Source organism: Acidovorax sp. 99 (assembly GCF_003096455.1).
Taxonomy (GTDB): Bacteria; Pseudomonadota; Gammaproteobacteria; order Burkholderiales; family Burkholderiaceae_C; genus Acidovorax; species Acidovorax delafieldii.
Genome location: NZ_QEKU01000001.1, coordinates 2,459,575 through 2,477,180, shown reverse-complemented (window position 1 = coordinate 2,477,180; position 17,606 = coordinate 2,459,575). Strand labels below are relative to the sequence as shown.

Annotated in this window: 10 protein-coding genes and 1 tRNA gene; 1 reads left to right on the top strand and 10 read right to left on the bottom strand. The window is 63.9% G+C overall.

All coding sequences use genetic code 11. From position 1 onward, the window contains the following. Positions 1-87: 87 nt before the first annotated feature. Positions 88-498, bottom strand: coding sequence for a YraN family protein (locus tag C8C95_RS11670; RefSeq protein WP_116748684.1), 411 nt, complete (start codon positions 496-498; stop codon positions 88-90). Between C8C95_RS11670 and rsmI the strand changes: the two genes are divergently transcribed. Beyond that, positions 498-1,427: a 16S rRNA (cytidine(1402)-2'-O)-methyltransferase gene (gene rsmI, locus C8C95_RS11665; protein ID WP_116748683.1), complete on the top strand. Its 930-nt coding sequence runs from the start codon at positions 498-500 to the stop codon at positions 1,425-1,427. The two genes, C8C95_RS11670 and rsmI, sit on opposite strands and share 1 nt — an antisense overlap. Before the next feature lie 101 nt (positions 1,428-1,528). Here the strand turns inward: rsmI and C8C95_RS11660 are convergent, their stop codons facing one another. The 9 genes from C8C95_RS11660 to rpoB all read right to left on the bottom strand — a co-directional run bounded on the left by C8C95_RS11660 (position 1,529) and on the right by rpoB (position 17,375). Next, the gene (locus C8C95_RS11660) at positions 1,529-2,782 is read right to left on the bottom strand and encodes an Hsp70 family protein (protein WP_056059922.1); all 1,254 of its coding nucleotides are present in this window, start codon (positions 2,780-2,782) and stop codon (positions 1,529-1,531) included. 169 nt (positions 2,783-2,951) lie between these two features. Further along, positions 2,952-3,027: transfer RNA gene (locus tag C8C95_RS11655), tRNA-Phe, on the bottom strand. A 60-nt stretch (positions 3,028-3,087) separates the two neighbouring features. Next, entirely contained in the window at positions 3,088-3,771 is a 684-nt protein-coding gene (locus C8C95_RS11650; protein ID WP_060986598.1) for a response regulator, read from the bottom strand. Between the two features lie 42 nt (positions 3,772-3,813). Next, positions 3,814-6,108 carry an ATP-binding protein gene (locus C8C95_RS11645; RefSeq protein ID WP_116748682.1) on the bottom strand — a complete coding sequence of 765 codons (2,295 nt, stop codon included), beginning with the start codon at positions 6,106-6,108 and terminating at the stop codon, positions 3,814-3,816. Beyond that, on the bottom strand, positions 6,105-6,716 hold the full coding sequence (locus tag C8C95_RS11640; protein WP_056059932.1) for a DUF4390 domain-containing protein: 612 nt from the start codon (positions 6,714-6,716) through the stop codon (positions 6,105-6,107). Before C8C95_RS11640 ends, C8C95_RS11645 begins: the two co-directional genes overlap by 4 nt. A 10-nt stretch (positions 6,717-6,726) precedes the next feature. Continuing rightward, positions 6,727-8,199 (bottom strand): 16S rRNA (cytosine(967)-C(5))-methyltransferase RsmB, encoded by a 1,473-nt coding sequence (rsmB, locus tag C8C95_RS11635; protein ID WP_243415681.1) that lies wholly within the window; start codon positions 8,197-8,199, stop codon positions 6,727-6,729. Between the two features lie 18 nt (positions 8,200-8,217). Continuing rightward, the gene (locus C8C95_RS11630) at positions 8,218-8,826 is read right to left on the bottom strand and encodes a LemA family protein (RefSeq protein ID WP_116748681.1); all 609 of its coding nucleotides are present in this window, start codon (positions 8,824-8,826) and stop codon (positions 8,218-8,220) included. A gap of 179 nt (positions 8,827-9,005) precedes the next feature. Next, positions 9,006-13,241: a DNA-directed RNA polymerase subunit beta' gene (rpoC, locus tag C8C95_RS11625; RefSeq protein ID WP_056745839.1), complete on the bottom strand. Its 4,236-nt coding sequence runs from the start codon at positions 13,239-13,241 to the stop codon at positions 9,006-9,008. Between the two features lie 21 nt (positions 13,242-13,262). After that, the gene (rpoB, locus tag C8C95_RS11620) at positions 13,263-17,375 is read right to left on the bottom strand and encodes a DNA-directed RNA polymerase subunit beta (RefSeq protein WP_056745841.1); all 4,113 of its coding nucleotides are present in this window, start codon (positions 17,373-17,375) and stop codon (positions 13,263-13,265) included. Between the last annotated feature and the right edge of the window lie 231 nt (positions 17,376-17,606).

Here is a 17,606-nt window from a genome sequence, read left to right as displayed (position 1 = left end):
GGCCCGATGATACCCGCCGCGTGTTACAGCTTTTGTAGCAAAGGGTAGCCACCTGCATTGCGCTGGCGGCCAGCCGGTTGCATGCCGCTACTGCGCATCGAACGCTGCCTTGAGCCACTGCACCCTGTCCTCCACCAGCACCACGTCAAACCGGCACGGCGGTGGCGACGGCAAGCGCATCAGGTAGTGCCGTGCGGCAAAGATGATGCGCTGCTGCTTGGTCGCGCTGATGCTGGCCCCGGCGCCGCCAAAGCCGCCGTGCGTGCGGCTGCGCACCTCCACAAACACCAGGGTGCCGTCCCGGTCGCGCATCACCAGATCGATCTCGCCCCCACCGCGCCCAGGCGTCCGATAATTGCGCACCGCCAGTTGCAGTCCCGCTGCCTGCAGATGGGCCAATGCCTGGTCCTCGGCAGCGTTGCCCCGCTCACGCGTGGTGGCTTTTTTGGCAGCCCCCGGGGTGGCAAGGGCCGGTGGTCTTTTTCCAAGGAAATTCATTGAGCGCATCTTTCGCTTCAGCCCAGGGCGCGGCGCACGACGCCGCCGCTGCGCAGCATTATCCGCAGGGCGCGCTGTACGTGGTGGCCACGCCCATCGGCAACCTGGCCGACATCACCTTGCGCGCACTGCATGTGCTGCAACTGGCCGACACGGTGGCCTGCGAAGACACGCGCCATACGCAGTCGATGCTGCGCGCCTACGGCATCGACAAGGGCGCCAGCCAGCTGCTGGCTGTGCACCAGCACAACGAGGCCGAAGCCGCGCAGAACGTGGTGCACCGGCTGCAGCAGGGCCAGCGCGTGGCCTATGTGAGCGACGCAGGCACCCCCGGCGTGAGCGACCCCGGCGCACGTCTGGTGGCCGCAGTGCAGGCGGCGGGCCTGCGTGCCGTGCCCCTGCCGGGCGCCAGCAGCATCACCACCGCATTGAGCGTGGCCGGTGCCGTGGCCCACAGCACCGAACACGGCGGCTTTGTGTTTGCAGGATTTCTGCCCGTCAAGAACGCGGAGCGTGCCAACGTGATTGCGCAGCAGCTGGCCCAGGAGCCCCGGTGCGTGGTGCTGCTCGAAGCGCCCCACCGCATCGGCGAGCTGGCCCAGGCCCTGGCCGTATTGGGCGAGCGCCCCGTCACCCTGGCGCGCGAGCTGACCAAACAGTTTGAAGAAGTCACCACCCAGCCAGCGCAGGCGCTGACGGCGTGGCTGGATGGGTCGCCCCAGCGCTCGCGCGGCGAATTCGTGGTGTTGCTGCACCCGGTACCCGTGGTCAGCGACGCGGGCGACAGCCACCGCGTGCTGCGCCTGTTGCTGGCCGAGCTGCCCCTGAAGACCGCCGTGCGCCTGGCCGCCGAGATCACGGGCGCATCGCGCAACGTGCTGTACGACACCGCGCTGGAGTGGAAGCGCGAGGATGGCGTACAGGACTGACTCCAGGTGCTCCCGGGCCGTGTTTGCGATGTTTTCGGGCGGTAGCGCTAGTGCAATATGCCGCACAAGCTATCCAATTAATAGCAAACTGGATGGCATGACTACCGCGAAACCGCCAGGCCCGCAGCCACCCCGCCGAACAGATCACCCTCCACTTGCGGAGTTGCCGGGAAGGCCGTGCGCAGTGCCTGGCGCAGGGGCCGCAATGCCGACGAGCCCCCAGTCAGGTAGATCGCATCCACACCCCCATCGCCCAGTCCCGCCATCTGCAGGCAGTCGCGCGCGCAGGCCACCACCTGTTCCAGCGGCTGCGCCAGGGACTGCGCCAATCCGGGCGGCGTGATGGCGGCGCCGAGCCCAGCCTCGACCCAGTCCAGCGGCATGGGCGCCTCGGCATCGGCCAGAGAAGCCGCGATCTTGGCCTGCTCCACCGTGTTGGCCAGGCGGTGGCCCAGCCGCTCGTTCAACACCCGAATCAGCCGGGCATGCAGCGCGGCATCGGCATAGTCGGTGCGCAGGTTCTGCGCATCACGCAGTGCGCGCGGCGAATACAGCCACTGGATCAGGTGCCAGGTCGAGAGGTCGAAAAACACGCGGCTGGGCACCTCGCGCCCCGACGGACCGATGTGGCGAAAGCCCAGCAGCGGCATGAGCAGGTCCAGGCTGAGGCGCCGGTCAAAGTCCGTGCCACCGATGTGCACGCCAGTGGTGGCCAGCACATCGCTGCTGCGGTCCGCGCGGGCCATGCGCTCGGGGCCCAGGCGTACCACCGTGAAGTCCGACGTACCGCCGCCAATGTCCACCACCAGCACCAGCGACTCCCGGTCGATGCGCTGCTCGTAGTCCAGCGCGGCCGCAATGGGCTCGAACTGGAAGCTCACGTTCTCGAACCCTGCAGACAGCGCGGCCTGGCGCAGCGCGTCCTCGGCCTGCTGATCGCGCTCGGCATCGCCGTCCACAAAATGCACCGGCCGCCCCATCACCACCCGCCCGGGCATGCCACCGAGTTCGTCGCGGGCCTTCTGCGCCAGCATCCGCAAGAAGAGGCCGATGATGTCCTGGTAGCTGACCAGCTGGTTGTGCACTGCGGTCTTGTCCTGCAGCAGCGCACTGCCCAGCAGGCTCTTGAGCGAGCGCATCAGCCGCCCTTCCGTGCCCGCGAGGTACTGCGCCACCGCATCGCGCCCAAAGTGCGTGCGCTGGTCTTCAGCGTTGAAGAACAGCGCCGTGGGCAGCGTGTGTGCATCCCCCTCCAGCGCCACCATTCGCGACAGGCCCGCGCCCTGCCGCACCGCCATCGCGGAGTTGGAAGTGCCGAAGTCGATACCAAGGGTGGTGTCCTGCAGAAGGGGCATGGGGAACGTGGGGAGAAACAACAAGGAACGCAATGCGCGGTACGGGCAGCAACCAGCACCAAGGCAACGCAGGATTTCGACATGCGCACCTGCCCAGCTGGGTGTGGCCCTGCTTCGGCGGTACGAAATTGAAAAAGCCCTTGATTCTTGCAAATCAAGGGCTTTTGTTTGGTGGCCTGGGGCGGAATCGAACCACCGACACAAGGATTTTCAATCCTCTGCTCTACCGACTGAGCTACCGGGCCTGAGCCTCAAATTATAGCCAGAAAAATCAGCGCTTCCGGCAAAAAGCACAAATTAATTGATCAGCCGCGCTTGCCGCGCCCCAGATCCACGCCCAGCTGGCGCAGCTTGCGGTACAGGTGGGTGCGCTCCAGGCCCGTCTTTTCGGCCACGCGCGTCATGGAGCCGCCTTCGCGGGCCAGGTGAAACTCGAAGTAGGCTTTCTCGAAACCATCGCGCGCTTCGCGCAGGGGGCGATCCAGGTCAAACCCCTGGTGGGCGTGGGGGCCGGGGTCCACCCCCGCCATCACCGCAGAAACGGCAGGCAGCTGCGAGAACGTCGGATCGGCCGGAGCGGCAGCGGGTGCGGACACAGCAGCCACGGGTGCAGCCTGGTGGGCCGCGTTGCGTGCCAGGCCCTGCTCCACGGCCTTGAGCAGCTTTTGCAGGGTGATGGGTTTTTCGAGGAACGAGAAAGCGCCGATGCGCGTGGCCTCCACCGCCGTGTCGATGGTGGCGTGGCCGCTCATCATGATGACCGGCATGGTGAGCACGCCCGCAGTCGCCCACTCTTTGAGCAACGAGACGCCGTCGGTGTCGGGCATCCAGATGTCCAGCAGCACCAGGTCATAGCTGTTGCCTGCCCGGGCGGCTCGGGCCTGGGTCGCATTTTCTGCGAGGTCTACGCTGTGACCTTCGTCGTTCAGGATTTCCGACAGCAGATCACGAATGCCGAGCTCATCGTCGACCACCAGAATGTTTGCCATGTGTGTTGAAGCGCCTTGGGGAGGTACTGCGGGGCGGTGTTGTTATGACGCCACCGCTGGTTCAGGGGCGAATGATAACGACACTTGGGCGCCGCGCACCACGCCTTCTTCGGTGCGATTGGACAGTTCGATGCGCGCTCCGTGCTCATCTGCGATCTTTTTGACCACGGCCAAACCCAGGCCGGTGCCACGCGGTTTGGTGGTGACATAGGGTTCGAAAGCGCGCTGCAGGATGTGGGACGGAAAGCCCCCGCCGCTGTCCGACACCGTGAGCCGCACACGGCGTGACGATTCGCTCCAGCGGGTGCTGATGCGCACCGGCGGCACGGGCTCGGAGGCCCCGGCACGGGCCTGTTCGGTCGAGTCCTGGGCGTTCTGCAGCAGGTTGTGTACGACCTGGCGCAACTGCTGCGCATCGCCCGCAATCCAGGGGCAGCGCGGGTCCAGCTCGGCTTCTACAGGCACGGTGGCGTTTTCAGCCCCATACAAATGGAGCACGTCGGCGACCAGGGCATTGAGGTCCAGCGCATGCAGTTCGGCGGCAGGCAAGCGCGCGTAATCACGGAACTCGTTGACCAGTCGCTTCATCGCATCGACCTGGTCCACGATGGTCTTGACGGACTTGGCGAGGATGGCTTGTTCAGGGTCCGGCAGCTTGCCCGACAGCTTCATTTCAAGGCGCTCGGCCGACAGCTGGATGGGGGTCAGCGGGTTCTTGATTTCGTGCGCCAGCCGGCGCGCCACCTCGCCCCAGGCCTGCGCACGCTGGGCCGAAACGATCTCAGAAATGTCGTCAAAAACCAACAGTCGGGTGGCGTCGGGCAGCTCTGCGCCCCGCGCGACCAGGCTGGTGGCGTGTTGTCCGGCGCCGCCGGAGGAGGCATGCAGCTCGAACGGCTGCTGCCAATGGTCCAGGCCATGGCGTTCATGGTCCCCCAAAAACGCATCGAAATGGCCCTGGACCGACGCGGCAAACTCCGCGAGGCCCGGCACTTCGGACAGCGGCCGCCCCTCATATGCGGCCATGGGAGCGCGCAGGATGCGGGTGGCGCCCGGGTTGGACGAACGGATCAGTCCCTGCGCATCCAGCACGATGACACCCGCCGTAAGGTTGTCCAGAATGGTCTGCAGGTTGGCGCGGGAGGCATCGACCTCGCCCATGCTCTGCTCCACCGCCTGGCGCGCGTCTGCCAGTTGCTGGGTCATGAGCGCGAACGAGCGCGTTAGCCCACCCAACTCATCTTTGCTTTGCAACGCGGCCTTGGGACTCAGGTTGCCCGCAGCCACCTCGCGCACCCCCTCTGCGAGCACCAACAAAGGCCGCGCCAGCTGGTTGCCCAGCAGCACCGCCAGCAGCACCGCGCCGAACACCGCCAGGAACAGACTCAGCGTGAGCGTGCCCACATACATGCGCCGCAGCCCGCCCCGGGCCAGCGCACGCTCCTGGTATTCACGGTTGGCCTCCTGCACGGCGATGGCGTTGGCCACCAAGGCCGGCGGCAGGGGCAAGGTGGCCTGCAGATAGCGCGGCTCCATCAACAGGCCCACGCTGGGGCTGCTGACCAGGGCCAGCACCTTGACCCGCGCGTTCTGCGCCGCAGCCGGGTCGGCAATGTCGTCCAGCCCTTCGATCTGCGCCGTGGCGCGCTGCTGGCGCGCCGTGCGCAGCAAGGCAGCGCCGGGCCGCTCGGGGTTGAGGCTGAACCGCGACTGCCCCGCGCTGGCCACCGCCTGACCGGACGCGTTCCAGAGCACCACATCGGTCGCTCCGAGCTGGTCGCGAATACGCTCCAGCACCAGGCCTGCAGCGGCGTCGGGCACCTGGGCCACCTGGGCGCTGGCATTGCGGGTCTTGGCGGCCATGTCCGTGGCCAGCGAGTCCAGCGACACGCGGGCCAGGTTGACGCCCGCAAACAGGGCCCCCTCCACCTTCACGTCGAACCAGCTTTCGATGGAGCGCGTGACGAACTGGTAGGACACCACATAGATCAGCAACCCCGGCATGAGCCCCACCAGCGCAAAAATGGCTGCGAGTTTGACCAGCAGGCGGCTGCCAAAACGCCCCTTGCGCAGGCGCAAGCCCAGGCGCACCGCCACCCAGCCCAGCACCACCAGCAGCAGCAGCGCCACAAACACGTTGACGCCGAAGAGCCAGGCGTAGTTGCGCTCGTACAGCACGCGGTTGTTGGTGGCCAGCGTCAGCAAGAACAGCAGTACCAGACCGATGGCCGACATGATGGCGGCACCCACGCCCACGGCCCAGCGCACTGCGCGGGACTGGCGGGCGGTGGCGTGGGTCGATGCCGAAACGCCGGTGGATGGGGGGGAAGTGCTCACTTGGCTGGCTCTGCGCCCAGGCGCTGGCTGCGGGACACCAGCAGGTTCCAGCCCGACCGGCCGACCGCGCCGATCTGGAAAGGACGGGGCAGCTGGGACATGTCGAGGCGGAAGCGGAAGTTCACCGTATGCACGGCATCGGACTCGATCACATCGCGTTCAGCGATCTTCCAGCGTGAAAAACGCTGAATCGACGACAAGGCATCGGCGTAATTGTCAAAATTCTGACCCAGCACCACGCCCAACCCGCTGTTGGTGAAAGGCGTGGAGGAGATGTTGAGACGCCAACGGCGGGTAAGCGGCTGGTAGCTCAGGCGGAAGTACCGGGTGGTCTCGGCCACCTGCCGGTCGGACCAGTACCAGCGGTCGCGCAGCACCTGGGCGTCGGCCACGAAGAACATGGGAATGCCTTTTTGCAAGGCGTCTTCGGCCAGCTCGGGCAGTTCAAATTGTAGGTTGGCACTCAGGTACAGACCGTCGTCCCCGCGTTCGAGGCGCAGGTCACCCACCTCGGAGGAGGCCGCCTGTGCCGCTACGGCCTGCGGCACCCAGCAGAGCACCGTCCCCCAAAACAGCACAAACCATGCACACACCAGCCACCAGCGCATGCCCCGGGGCTCATTGCGCCGATTTTTGCAACAGTGCGTAAAAAAAGCCGTCGTGATCACCGGTCAGATTGTCCGGGACAGCCCCGACCTTGTCCGCGTTGCCGGGAATTAAATGCCCCGGCGACGGCAGCATTTGCGCATCGGTGTTGTGTGCAAGAAACGTTTGCACCTGGGCATCACCCTCTGCCCGGAAGACGGAACAAGTGCAATACAGCAGGCGCCCGCCGGGACGCAACAGCGGCCACAGGGCCTTGAGCAGGGCCGCCTGCAGGGTTGCCAGCTGGGCAATGTCGGATTCACGGCGCAGCCAGCGCACGTCTGGATGGCGACGCACAATGCCGGACGCGGTGCACGGTGCGTCGAGCAGGATGGCGTCGAACGGGACGCCGCCGCACTGCGACTGCCACCAGTCCTGCGGGCGGGCAGCATCGGCCACCAGGACCTGGGCCGTCAGCCCCAGGCGCTGCAGGGTTTCACCAATGCGGACGCTGCGTGTGGCATCGATTTCCAGCGCCGTGACCTGCAAGGGAGACTGCGGACCCGCCATCTCCAGCAGGTGCGCCGTCTTGCCGCCGGGGGCGGCGCAGGCGTCGAGCACGCGCAAGGGCTGACTCAGATCCAGCCCTTGTAGCAGCAAAGGAGCCGCCTGCTGGGCGGCGGCATCCTGCACGGACACCCAGCCCTCCGCAAAGTGTGGCAGCGACTGAACGGGCACCGCCTGACGCAGCGCGACGCCATGCTGGCCCACCGCAATCGCTCCTAAACCAATAGCATTCAAGGCATGTAAATACTGCGCTACCGTGCATTTTTGTTCGTTGACCCGCAACACCATGGGTGCGTGGGCATTGTTGGCCTGCAGGATCTGCTCCCAGTGCTGGGGGTGGTCCTTGCGCAGGCGCTGCACCCACCACGCCGGATGGTTCCAGCGCGCCACGGGATCGTTGTCGGTGGCTGCCACCAGGGTGTCGCGCTCGCGCAGAAAACGGCGCAGGCAGCCGTTGATGAACGAGGCCTGCGCGCGGGTGGCCGGGTGGTGCTTGGCCGCCTCCACCGTCTGGTTCACCAGGGTGAAGGGTTCATAGGGCGAGGCCTGCGGGTCCCAGCACAGCGCCAGCGCGCTGCACAGCAGCGCATCGGCGGCGGGTGCGGGGGCACGGGCGGCCAGCTGTCGGCGCAGGGCCTCGGCCCGCCCGGCCTGGCGCAATACCTGGAACAACAGGGCTTGCGCGCCAGGGCGCAGCGCGATCTCTATGGCCGCCAGCGCTGCGGTGCCGGACTGCCCACCCCGGATCGCCTGCAAGGCGCCAGCCACCGCTGTCAGCAACCGCCACAGAGGAACCGTCGTGGCACTCGATGGAGTCGCCCTATCGGGTGAGCTCGCAGCAGAACCCGCCTGCGGAGACTGCTGGCCGGAGCCTGCACGCATGGGACGCGGCGCGTTGCCACCGGTGCGGCGGGGACGGTGGTGGGGAGGTGGAGTCATCGTGATCCTGAAAACGGGTTACAGCGCACGTGCCGCCTTGAACCCGAACACCCAGGCCAGCAGGCTGGCCGGAAACTGGGCAATGGCACTGTTGTACTGCACCACGGCCTCATTGAACACGCGAATCGCTTGCTCGTTCTGCACGGCGTGTTCGTCCCAGCGCACCTGCCACACGGACAGGACCACGGGCGCAGACCCTGGGGTCATCGTAGCGGTATCTGCGGTCGGGACCAACGCTGCTGGCTGTGCAGGGTCGGCCAGCAACTTCTGCAAGGCGGTGGCCCAGGTCGCTCGCAGCACTTCGCGGGCGGCGGTCAATGCTGCCACCGCGTCACCCTGCAGCGGGCGGGCACGTGCCACGGCCAGCGAGGCACTCAATTGCGTCACGGCACCCTGCAGCGCAGCCAACTCTTGCGCACCTGCATCGGCCAGCAAGCTGCCGCGCTGTACGGTCTGCGCCGCCCCGAACTCGCCAAGCAAGGCCACCAGCCGCACCATGTGTGCGTCAAAACTGCCGAACGACTGAACGACGGCCGAGCGCAGGCGCATCAGACGGTTGTAGGCCCCCAGGGCCCAGAACAGAAAGACGGCAAAAGCAATCCAGAAGAGGGGCGACGACCACAGCATGCACAGTTGCCGGAGCGGATGCTGCTGCACCCGTCGCGGCCCGAAAAACAGAAAGTTGAAACAAACGACGAGCGGTGAAAAGACACGCGTCCATCAAAAACGCCCCCGGCCTGCCTGGGACAGGACGGGGGCGCTGTGGCGACCGCAGCAGGGCCTGAGGGAGGCCTTGCTGTTTTCTATCAGTCTGCCGCTGCGTCGGTGGCAGTGACGCTGCCACTGTCCACATCCGAGGCGTCCGACTGGGCTGCCATTTCGGCGGCTTCGGCTTCGGCGATGGCGCGGCGCTCGGCGTCGTCCATGGCATCCTTGGCCTTGCGTGCCTGGTGGTAGGCCAGACCCGTACCGGCAGGGATCAGGCGACCCACGATCACGTTTTCCTTCAGGCCACGCAGCTCGTCGCGCTTGCCCATGATGGCAGCCTCGGTAAGCACGCGGGTCGTTTCCTGGAAGGAAGCGGCCGAGATGAACGAGTCGGTGGACAGAGATGCCTTCGTGATACCCAGCAAAAGGTTGCTGTAGGTCGCAGGGATCTTGCCCTCGGCCTGCAGTGCCTCGTTGGTGTTGAGGATCTCGGAGCGCTCGACCTGCTCGCCGGCAATGTAGTTCGACTCGCCGACGTTCTCGACCACGACGCGGCGCAGCATCTGGCGAACGATCACCTCGATGTGCTTGTCGTTGATCTTCACGCCCTGCAAGCGGTACACGTCCTGCACTTCATCGACGATGTAGCGCGAGAGTTCTTCGATACCCAGCAAACGCAGAATGTCTTGTGGGTCGGCCGGGCCGTCCACAATCGATTCGCCCTTGTTCACCACCTGGCCTTCGTGCACCAGGATGTTCTTTTCCTTGGGCACGAGCTCTTCGAACACGCGACCTTCAGGGTCAGTGATCTGCAGGCGAACCTTGCCCTTGGTTTCCTTGCCGAACGACACGGTACCGGTCATTTCGGCCAGGGTGCCCTTGTCCTTCGGCGTACGGGCTTCGAACAGCTCGGCCACGCGGGGCAGACCGCCGGTAATGTCGCGGGTCTTCTGGCCTTCGACCGGAATACGCGCCAGCACTTCGCCGGGGCCCACGTCCTGGCCATCGCGCACCTGGATCAGAGCACCGACCTGGAAGCCGATGGTCACCGAGTGGTCGGTACCAGGGATCTTCACTTCGTTGCCCTGGGCGTCGATCAGCTTCACCTGCGGACGCACCACCTTGGCGGCACCACGGCGCTTCGGATCGATCACCACCAGTGTGGACAGACCGGTCACTTCATCGACCTGCTTGGCCACCGTCAGGCCTTCTTCAACGTTCTCGAACTTGGTCTGGCCGGCGAACTCGGTGATGATGGGTCGCGTCAGCGGATCCCAGTTGGCCAGGATCGTACCGGCCTTGATCTGCTGGTCGGCCTTCACCGTCAGCGTCGCACCGTAAGGCACCTTGTGGCGCTCACGCTCGCGGCCATGCTCGTCCTGGATGATGATTTCACCCGAACGTGCAATCACCACCAGCTCACCCTTGGTGTTGCTCACGTAGCGCATCGTGGCGTTGAAGCCGATCACGCCGTTGGACTTGGCTTCCACGCTCGACGCGATGGCTGCACGCGAAGCGGCACCGCCGATGTGGAACGTACGCATGGTCAGCTGCGTGCCGGGCTCGCCGATGGACTGGGCAGCGATCACACCCACGGCTTCGCCGAGGTTGATCAGGCCACCGCGGCCCAGGTCGCGGCCGTAGCACTTGGCGCACAGGCCGTAGCGGGTTTCGCAGGTCAGGGCCGTGCGCACCTTCACTTCGTCCACGCCAGCGGCTTCGAGCTCTTCGATCAGGTCTTCGTCCAGCATCACACCAGCTTCGACCAGCACCGCACGGTTCTCGGGGTGCAGCACGTCCTCAGCCGCAGTGCGGCCCAGGATACGCTCGCGCAGCGATTCGATCACTTCACCGCCTTCGACGATGGCGCGCATCAGCGAACCATTGGCCGTGCCGCAATCCTCTTCGGTCACAACCAGGTCCTGCGTCACGTCCACCAGACGGCGGGTGAGGTAACCGGAGTTCGCCGTCTTCAGCGCCGTGTCGGCCAGACCCTTACGGGCACCGTGGGTGGAGATGAAGTACTCCAGCACGTTCAGACCTTCGCGGAAGTTCGCGGTAATGGGCGTCTCGATGATCGAGCCGTCTGGCTTGGCCATCAGACCCCGCATACCAGCCACCTGACGGATCTGGGCAGCAGAGCCGCGGGCACCGGAGTCGGCCATCATGTAGATGGAGTTGAAAGACTCCTGGTCCACTTCCTTGCCGTGGCGGTCGGTGACCTTTTGCTTGGACAGCTGGGCCATCATCACCTTGGACACTTCGTCGCCGGCCTTGCCCCAGATATCCACCACCTTGTTGTAGCGCTCGCCAGACGTCACCAGACCGGACACGTACTGCTGTTCGATCTCTTTGACTTCCTTCTCGGAGCGCTCAATGATGCCTGCCTTCTGCGGAGGCACCAGCATGTCGTCGATGGCAATGGAGATACCGGCGCGCGTAGCCAGGCGGAAACCGTTTTGCAGCAGCTTGTCTGCAAACACCACGGTTTCCTTCAGGCCGCACTTGCGGAAGCTCACGTTGATGAGCTTGGAGATTTCCTTCTTCTTCAGCGCCTTGTTCATGTTGCTGAACGGCAGGCCCTTGGGCAGGATCTCGGACAGCAGTGCGCGGCCTGCAGTGGTTTCCACCAGCGAGGTCGAGGGCACAAACTCGCCCGTGGCCTTGTCCTTGGTCCACTCGGTCATGCGCACCGTGATCTTGGCAGCCAGTTCGACCTGGCCAGCGTCCAGGGCACGCTGCACTTCGCCGGTGTCAGCGAACACCAGGCCTTCGCCCTTGCCGTTAATACGGTCACGGGTGGCGTAGTACAGACCCAGCACCACGTCCTGCGAAGGCACGATGGAGGGTTCGCCCGAGGCGGGGAACAGCACGTTGTTGGAGGCCAGCATCAGCGTGCGGGCTTCCATTTGTGCTTCCACCGACAGCGGGACGTGCACAGCCATCTGGTCACCGTCGAAGTCGGCGTTGAAGGCCGCGCAGACGAGGGGGTGCAGCTGGATGGCCTTGCCTTCGATCAGGATGGGTTCAAAGGCCTGGATGCCCAAACGGTGCAGCGTAGGTGCACGGTTCAGCATCACGGGGTGTTCCTTGATGACCTCTTCCAGGATGTCCCACACCACGGGGGTGCCGGATTCGACTTCCTTCTTGGCGGCCTTGATCGTCGTCGCGATGCCCATGGCTTCGAGGCGCGAGAAGATGAAAGGCTTGAACAGCTCCAGCGCCATCAGCTTGGGCAGACCGCACTGGTGCAACTTGAGCGTTGGGCCCACGGTGATCACGGAACGACCGGAGTAGTCCACGCGCTTGCCCAGCAAGTTCTGGCGGAAACGGCCGGACTTGCCCTTGATCATGTCGGCCAGCGACTTCAGCGCGCGCTTGTTGGCGCCCGTCATGGCCTTGCCACGGCGGCCGTTGTCCAGCAGCGAGTCGACGGCTTCCTGCAGCATCCGCTTTTCGTTGCGGGCGATGATTTCAGGGGCCTTCAGCTCCAGCAGGCGGCGCAGACGCGAGTTGCGGTTGATGACCCGGCGATACAGGTCATTCAGGTCGGAGGTCGCGAAGCGGCCGCCGTCCAGCGGCACCAGCGGACGCAGGTCCGGTGGCAGCACTGGCAGCACTTCGAGCACCATCCACTCGGGCTTGATGCCCGACTTCTTGAAGGCTTCGAGCACCTTCAGGCGCTTGGCGTTCTTCTTGACCTTGACTTCGGAGCCGGTCAGGTCACCGCGCAGGCGTTCGATCGACAGGTCGATGTCGATGGATTCCAGCAGGTCCTTGATGCCTTCGGCGCCCATCTTGGCGATGAACTCGTCGCCGTATTCCTTGCGCTTGGCGTCGTAGTCGTCCTCGGACATGATGCTGAACTTCTTCAGCGGGGTCATGCCGGGGTCGGTCACCACGTAGGCTTCAAAGTACAGCACGCGTTCGATGTCGCGCAGCGTCATGTCGAGCACCAGGCCCAGACGCGAAGGCAGCGACTTCAGGAACCAGATGTGAGCGCAAGGCGCGGCCAGATCAATGTGGCCCATGCGCTCGCGACGCACCTTGGTCTGCGTGACTTCAACGCCGCACTTCTCGCAGATCACACCGCGGTGCTTGAGGCGCTTGTACTTGCCGCACAGGCATTCGTAGTCCTTGATAGGACCAAAAATCTTGGCGCAGAACAGACCATCACGCTCGGGCTTGAATGTGCGGTAGTTGATGGTTTCGGGCTTCTTCACTTCGCCGAAAGACCACGAACGGATCTTTTCGGGCGAAGCCATGCCGATGCGGATGGCATCGAAATGCTCGTCCGGCGTGAATTGCTTGAACAGGTCGAGTAGCGATTTCATAGTGACTCTTTCCTTTTCTGCTTAGGAGCGTTCCAGCTCGATGTCCAGGCCCAGCGAACGGATTTCCTTGACCAGCACGTTGAACGATTCCGGCATGCCGGCTTCGATGGCGTGTTCGCCCTTGACGATGGACTCGTACACCTTGGTACGGCCCACGACGTCGTCGGACTTCACGGTCAGCATTTCCTGCAGCACGTAGGCGGCGCCGTAAGCTTCCAGCGCCCACACTTCCATTTCCCCGAAACGCTGGCCACCGAACTGCGCCTTACCACCCAGCGGCTGCTGCGTGACGAGCGAGTAAGGACCGGTCGAGCGGGCGTGCATCTTGTCGTCCACCAAGTGGTGCAGCTTCAGGTAGTGCATGTAGCCGATGGTGGTCGGGCGCTCAAAGCGCTCGCCCGTGCGGCCATCAAACAGATAAGCCTGTGTGCGGGTCGGTGTCAGGCCCTTGCGCTCAGCAATATCGTCCGGGTAGGCGATCTTGAGCATGTCCTTGATTTCTTCTTCCGAAGCACCATCGAACACGGGGGTAGCGTAAGGCACACCACTCGTCAGGTTTTCCGCCATGGCCATCAGGTCGTCGTCGCTCAGTTGCGACAGGTCTTCCTTGCGGCCGCGCGAGTTGTACACCTCTTCGAGGAAGGTGCGCAGCTCGGACGCCTTGGCCTGCTCCTGGAGCATGTTGCCAATGCGCTGACCAATGCCCTTGCCGGCCCAGCCCAGGTGGACTTCCAGCACCTGACCAATGTTCATCCGCGAGGGCACGCCCAGCGGGTTCAGAACGATGTCGGCAGGCGTGCCGTCGGCCATGTAGGGCATGTCTTCGACCGGAACGATCTTGGACACCACACCCTTGTTACCGTGGCGGCCAGCCATTTTGTCGCCAGGCTGCAGACGGCGCTTGACGGCAAGGTACACCTTGACCATCTTGAGCACGCCAGCAGGCAGCTCGTCGCCTTGCGTGAGCTTCTTGCGCTTTTCTTCAAAGGCCAGGTCGAAGCTGTGGCGAGTTTGCTCCAGCGCGTTCTTGATGGATTCGAGCTGGGTGGCGACTTCGTCTTCCGCAGGGCGGATGTCGAACCAGTGGAACTTCTCGACGGAAGCCAGATAGGCCTTGTCGATCTTCGTGCCCTTGGCGAGCTTCTGTGGGCCGCCGTTGGCCACGCGGCCGGTCAGCAGCTTCTCGATACGATCAAAGGCGTCGGCCTCCACGATGCGCAGCTGATCGTTCAGGTCCAGACGGAAGCGCTTGAGTTCATCGTCGATGATCTGCTGGGCACGCTTGTCGCGCTGGATGCCTTCACGTGTGAACACCTGCACGTCGATCACGGTGCCGGACGAACCCTGGTCCACGCGCAGCGACGTGTCCTTCACGTCGGAAGCCTTCTCGCCGAAGATGGCGCGCAGCAGCTTCTCTTCAGGCGTGAGGGTGGTTTCGCCCTTGGGCGTGACCTTGCCGACCAGCGTGTCGCCGGGTTGCACTTCGGCGCCCACGTAGATGATGCCGGACTCGTCCAGACGGTTCAGTTGCTGTTCCGACAGGTTCGGAATGTCGCGTGTGATTTCTTCTGCACCCAGCTTCGTGTCGCGAGCCATGACCACCAGCTCTTCGATGTGGATCGAGGTGTAGCGGTCTTCGGACACCACGCGTTCGGAGATCAGGATCGAGTCTTCGAAGTTGTAGCCGTTCCAGGGCATGAACGCGATCAGCATGTTCTGGCCGATGGCGATTTCGCCAAAGTCCGTCGATGCACCGTCGGCCACGACGTCACCCTTGACCAGCTTGTCACCCTTCTTGACGATAGGACGCTGGTGGATGTTGGTGTTCTGGTTGGAACGCTGGTACTTGATGAGGTTGTAGATGTCCACACCCACTTCACCGGCCACGGCTTCGTCGTCGTTCACGCGGACCACGATACGGGTGGCATCCACGTAATCCACGATACCACCACGTGTAGCGGTCACCACGGTGCCCGAGTCCACAGCGGCGACGCGTTCGATGCCCGTACCGACCAGGGGCTTTTCAGGACGCAGCACAGGCACGGCCTGGCGCGACATGTTGGCGCCCATCAACGCGCGGTTCGCGTCATCGTGCTCCAGGAATGGCACCAGCGAGGCTGCCACCGACACGATCTGCGCGGGCGACACGTCCATGTACTGCACGCGATCTGCGCCGCACAGAATCGACTCACCCTTTTCACGGGCTGAGACCAGTTCGCCCGTCAGACGACCGTCCTTGTCGAGCTGCGCATTGGCCTGCGCAATCACGTATTTGCCTTCTTCGATCGCCGACAGATAGTCGATGTCGTTGGTCACCTTGCCGTCCACCACACGACGGTACGGGGTCTCAATGAAACCGTACTCGTTCAGGCGGGCGTACAGAGCCAGCGAGTTGATCAGACCAATGTTGGGACCTTCAGGCGTTTCGATAGGGCAGACGCGACCGTAGTGGGTCACGTGCACGTCACGCACTTCGAAGCCTGCACGTTCACGGGTCAGACCGCCTGGGCCGAGGGCAGATACACGGCGCTTGTGCGTGATTTCAGCCAGCGGGTTGGTCTGGTCCATGAACTGCGACAGCTGCGAGGCACCGAAGAATTCCTTCAGGGCGGCCGAGATCGGCTTGCTGTTGATCAGGTCGTGGGGCATCAGCGGCTCTTGCTCGGCCTGACCCAGACGCTCCTTCACGGCCTTTTCGATACGTGCCAGGCCCGTGCGGTACTGGTTTTCGGCCAGTTCGCCCACGCAGCGCACGCGGCGGTTGCCCAAGTGATCGATGTCATCGACTTCGCCGTTGCCGTTGCGCAGGTCCACCAGGATCTTGACCACGGCCAGGATGTCTTCGTTGGACAGCACCATGGGGCCGGTGGATTCGTCGCGGCCAATCTTGGCGTTGAACTTCATGCGCCCCACGCGCGACAGGTCGTACGTGTCGGGGTTGTAGAACAGGCGCTGGAACAGGGCCTGCACGGCGTCTTCTGTCGGCGGCTCGCCGGGGCGCATCATGCGGTAGATGGCCACGCGGGCAGCGAACTCGTCCACCGTTTCATCGATGCGCAGGGTCTGCGAGATGTAGGCGCCTTGGTCCAGTTCGTTCGTGTAGATGACCTGCAGGTCTTGCACGCCGGCAGTACGCAGCTTCTTGAGCAGCGCTTCAGTCAGTTCTTCATTGGCCTTGGCGATGATTTCGCCCGTGTCGGCGTCCACAATGTTGCGAGCGACCACACGGCCAATCAGGAAGTCTTCTGGCACGCTGATGTGCGTGGTGCCAGACTGCTCCAGTTCGCGGGTGTGACGGGCCGTGACGCGCTTGTCCTTGGCCACAACCACCTTGCCCGACTTGTCGGTGATGTCGAAACGTGCCACTTCGCCACGCAGGCGCTCGGAGACAAACTCCATCTGCGCACCGCTGTCCATCAGACGGAAGTTGTCGTTAACGAAGAAGTTCGCCAGGATGGACTCAGGGTTCAGGCCGATGGCCTTGAGCAGAATCGTGACCGGCATCTTGCGGCGACGGTCCACGCGGAAGTACAGGATGTCCTTGGGGTCGAACTCGAAGTCGAGCCAGGAGCCGCGGTACGGGATGATCCGAGCCGAGAACAGCAACTTGCCCGAGCTGTGGGTCTTGCCCTTGTCATGCTCGAAAAACACGCCTGGCGAACGGTGCAGCTGCGACACGATCACGCGCTCCGTGCCGTTGATGATGAACGAGCCCTTGTCGGTCATCAGGGGCACTTCACCCATGTAGACCTCTTGCTCCTTCACTTCCTTGACCACCTTGGACTGCGACGTCGAGGACTCGCGGTCATAGATGATCAGTTGCACCTTGGCGCGCACGGCCGAGGCGAACGTCAGACCACGGGTCTGGCACTCACGCACATCGAAGGCCGGCTTTGCCAGGTTGTACTCTATGAACTTCATCTCCACAAAACCGTTGTGGGAGACGATGGGGAAGGCAGCGTCGAATGCAGCCTGAAGGCCTTCGATGGTTCTTTTCTGGGGTGCTGTATCTGCCTGCAGGAAAGCGGTGTATGCGTCCTTCTGCATCTGCAGCAGATAAGGAACTTCGAGCACGCTATCGCGGGTGCCGAAACTTTTGCGAATTCGCTTGCGTTCGGTGTAGGAATAGGCCATGAGATCTCCGGGCAAAGACATGAGTCCTGGGTCTTCGACGACTGACCCGCAAGGAGCGTGGTCCTTACGGGCTTGGCGGTTGGCCACTACCAACCATGGCGGACGGTGATGCGTTGCACATCACCCGAACCAAGGCGTCTTCTGCTGTCGGGGTTGTCAGAAGACACTCGAAAGCCTCGTTGCAGACGGGGCTTACGGGTGCTCTCTGAAAGCACCAAAGGCTGGAGGCCC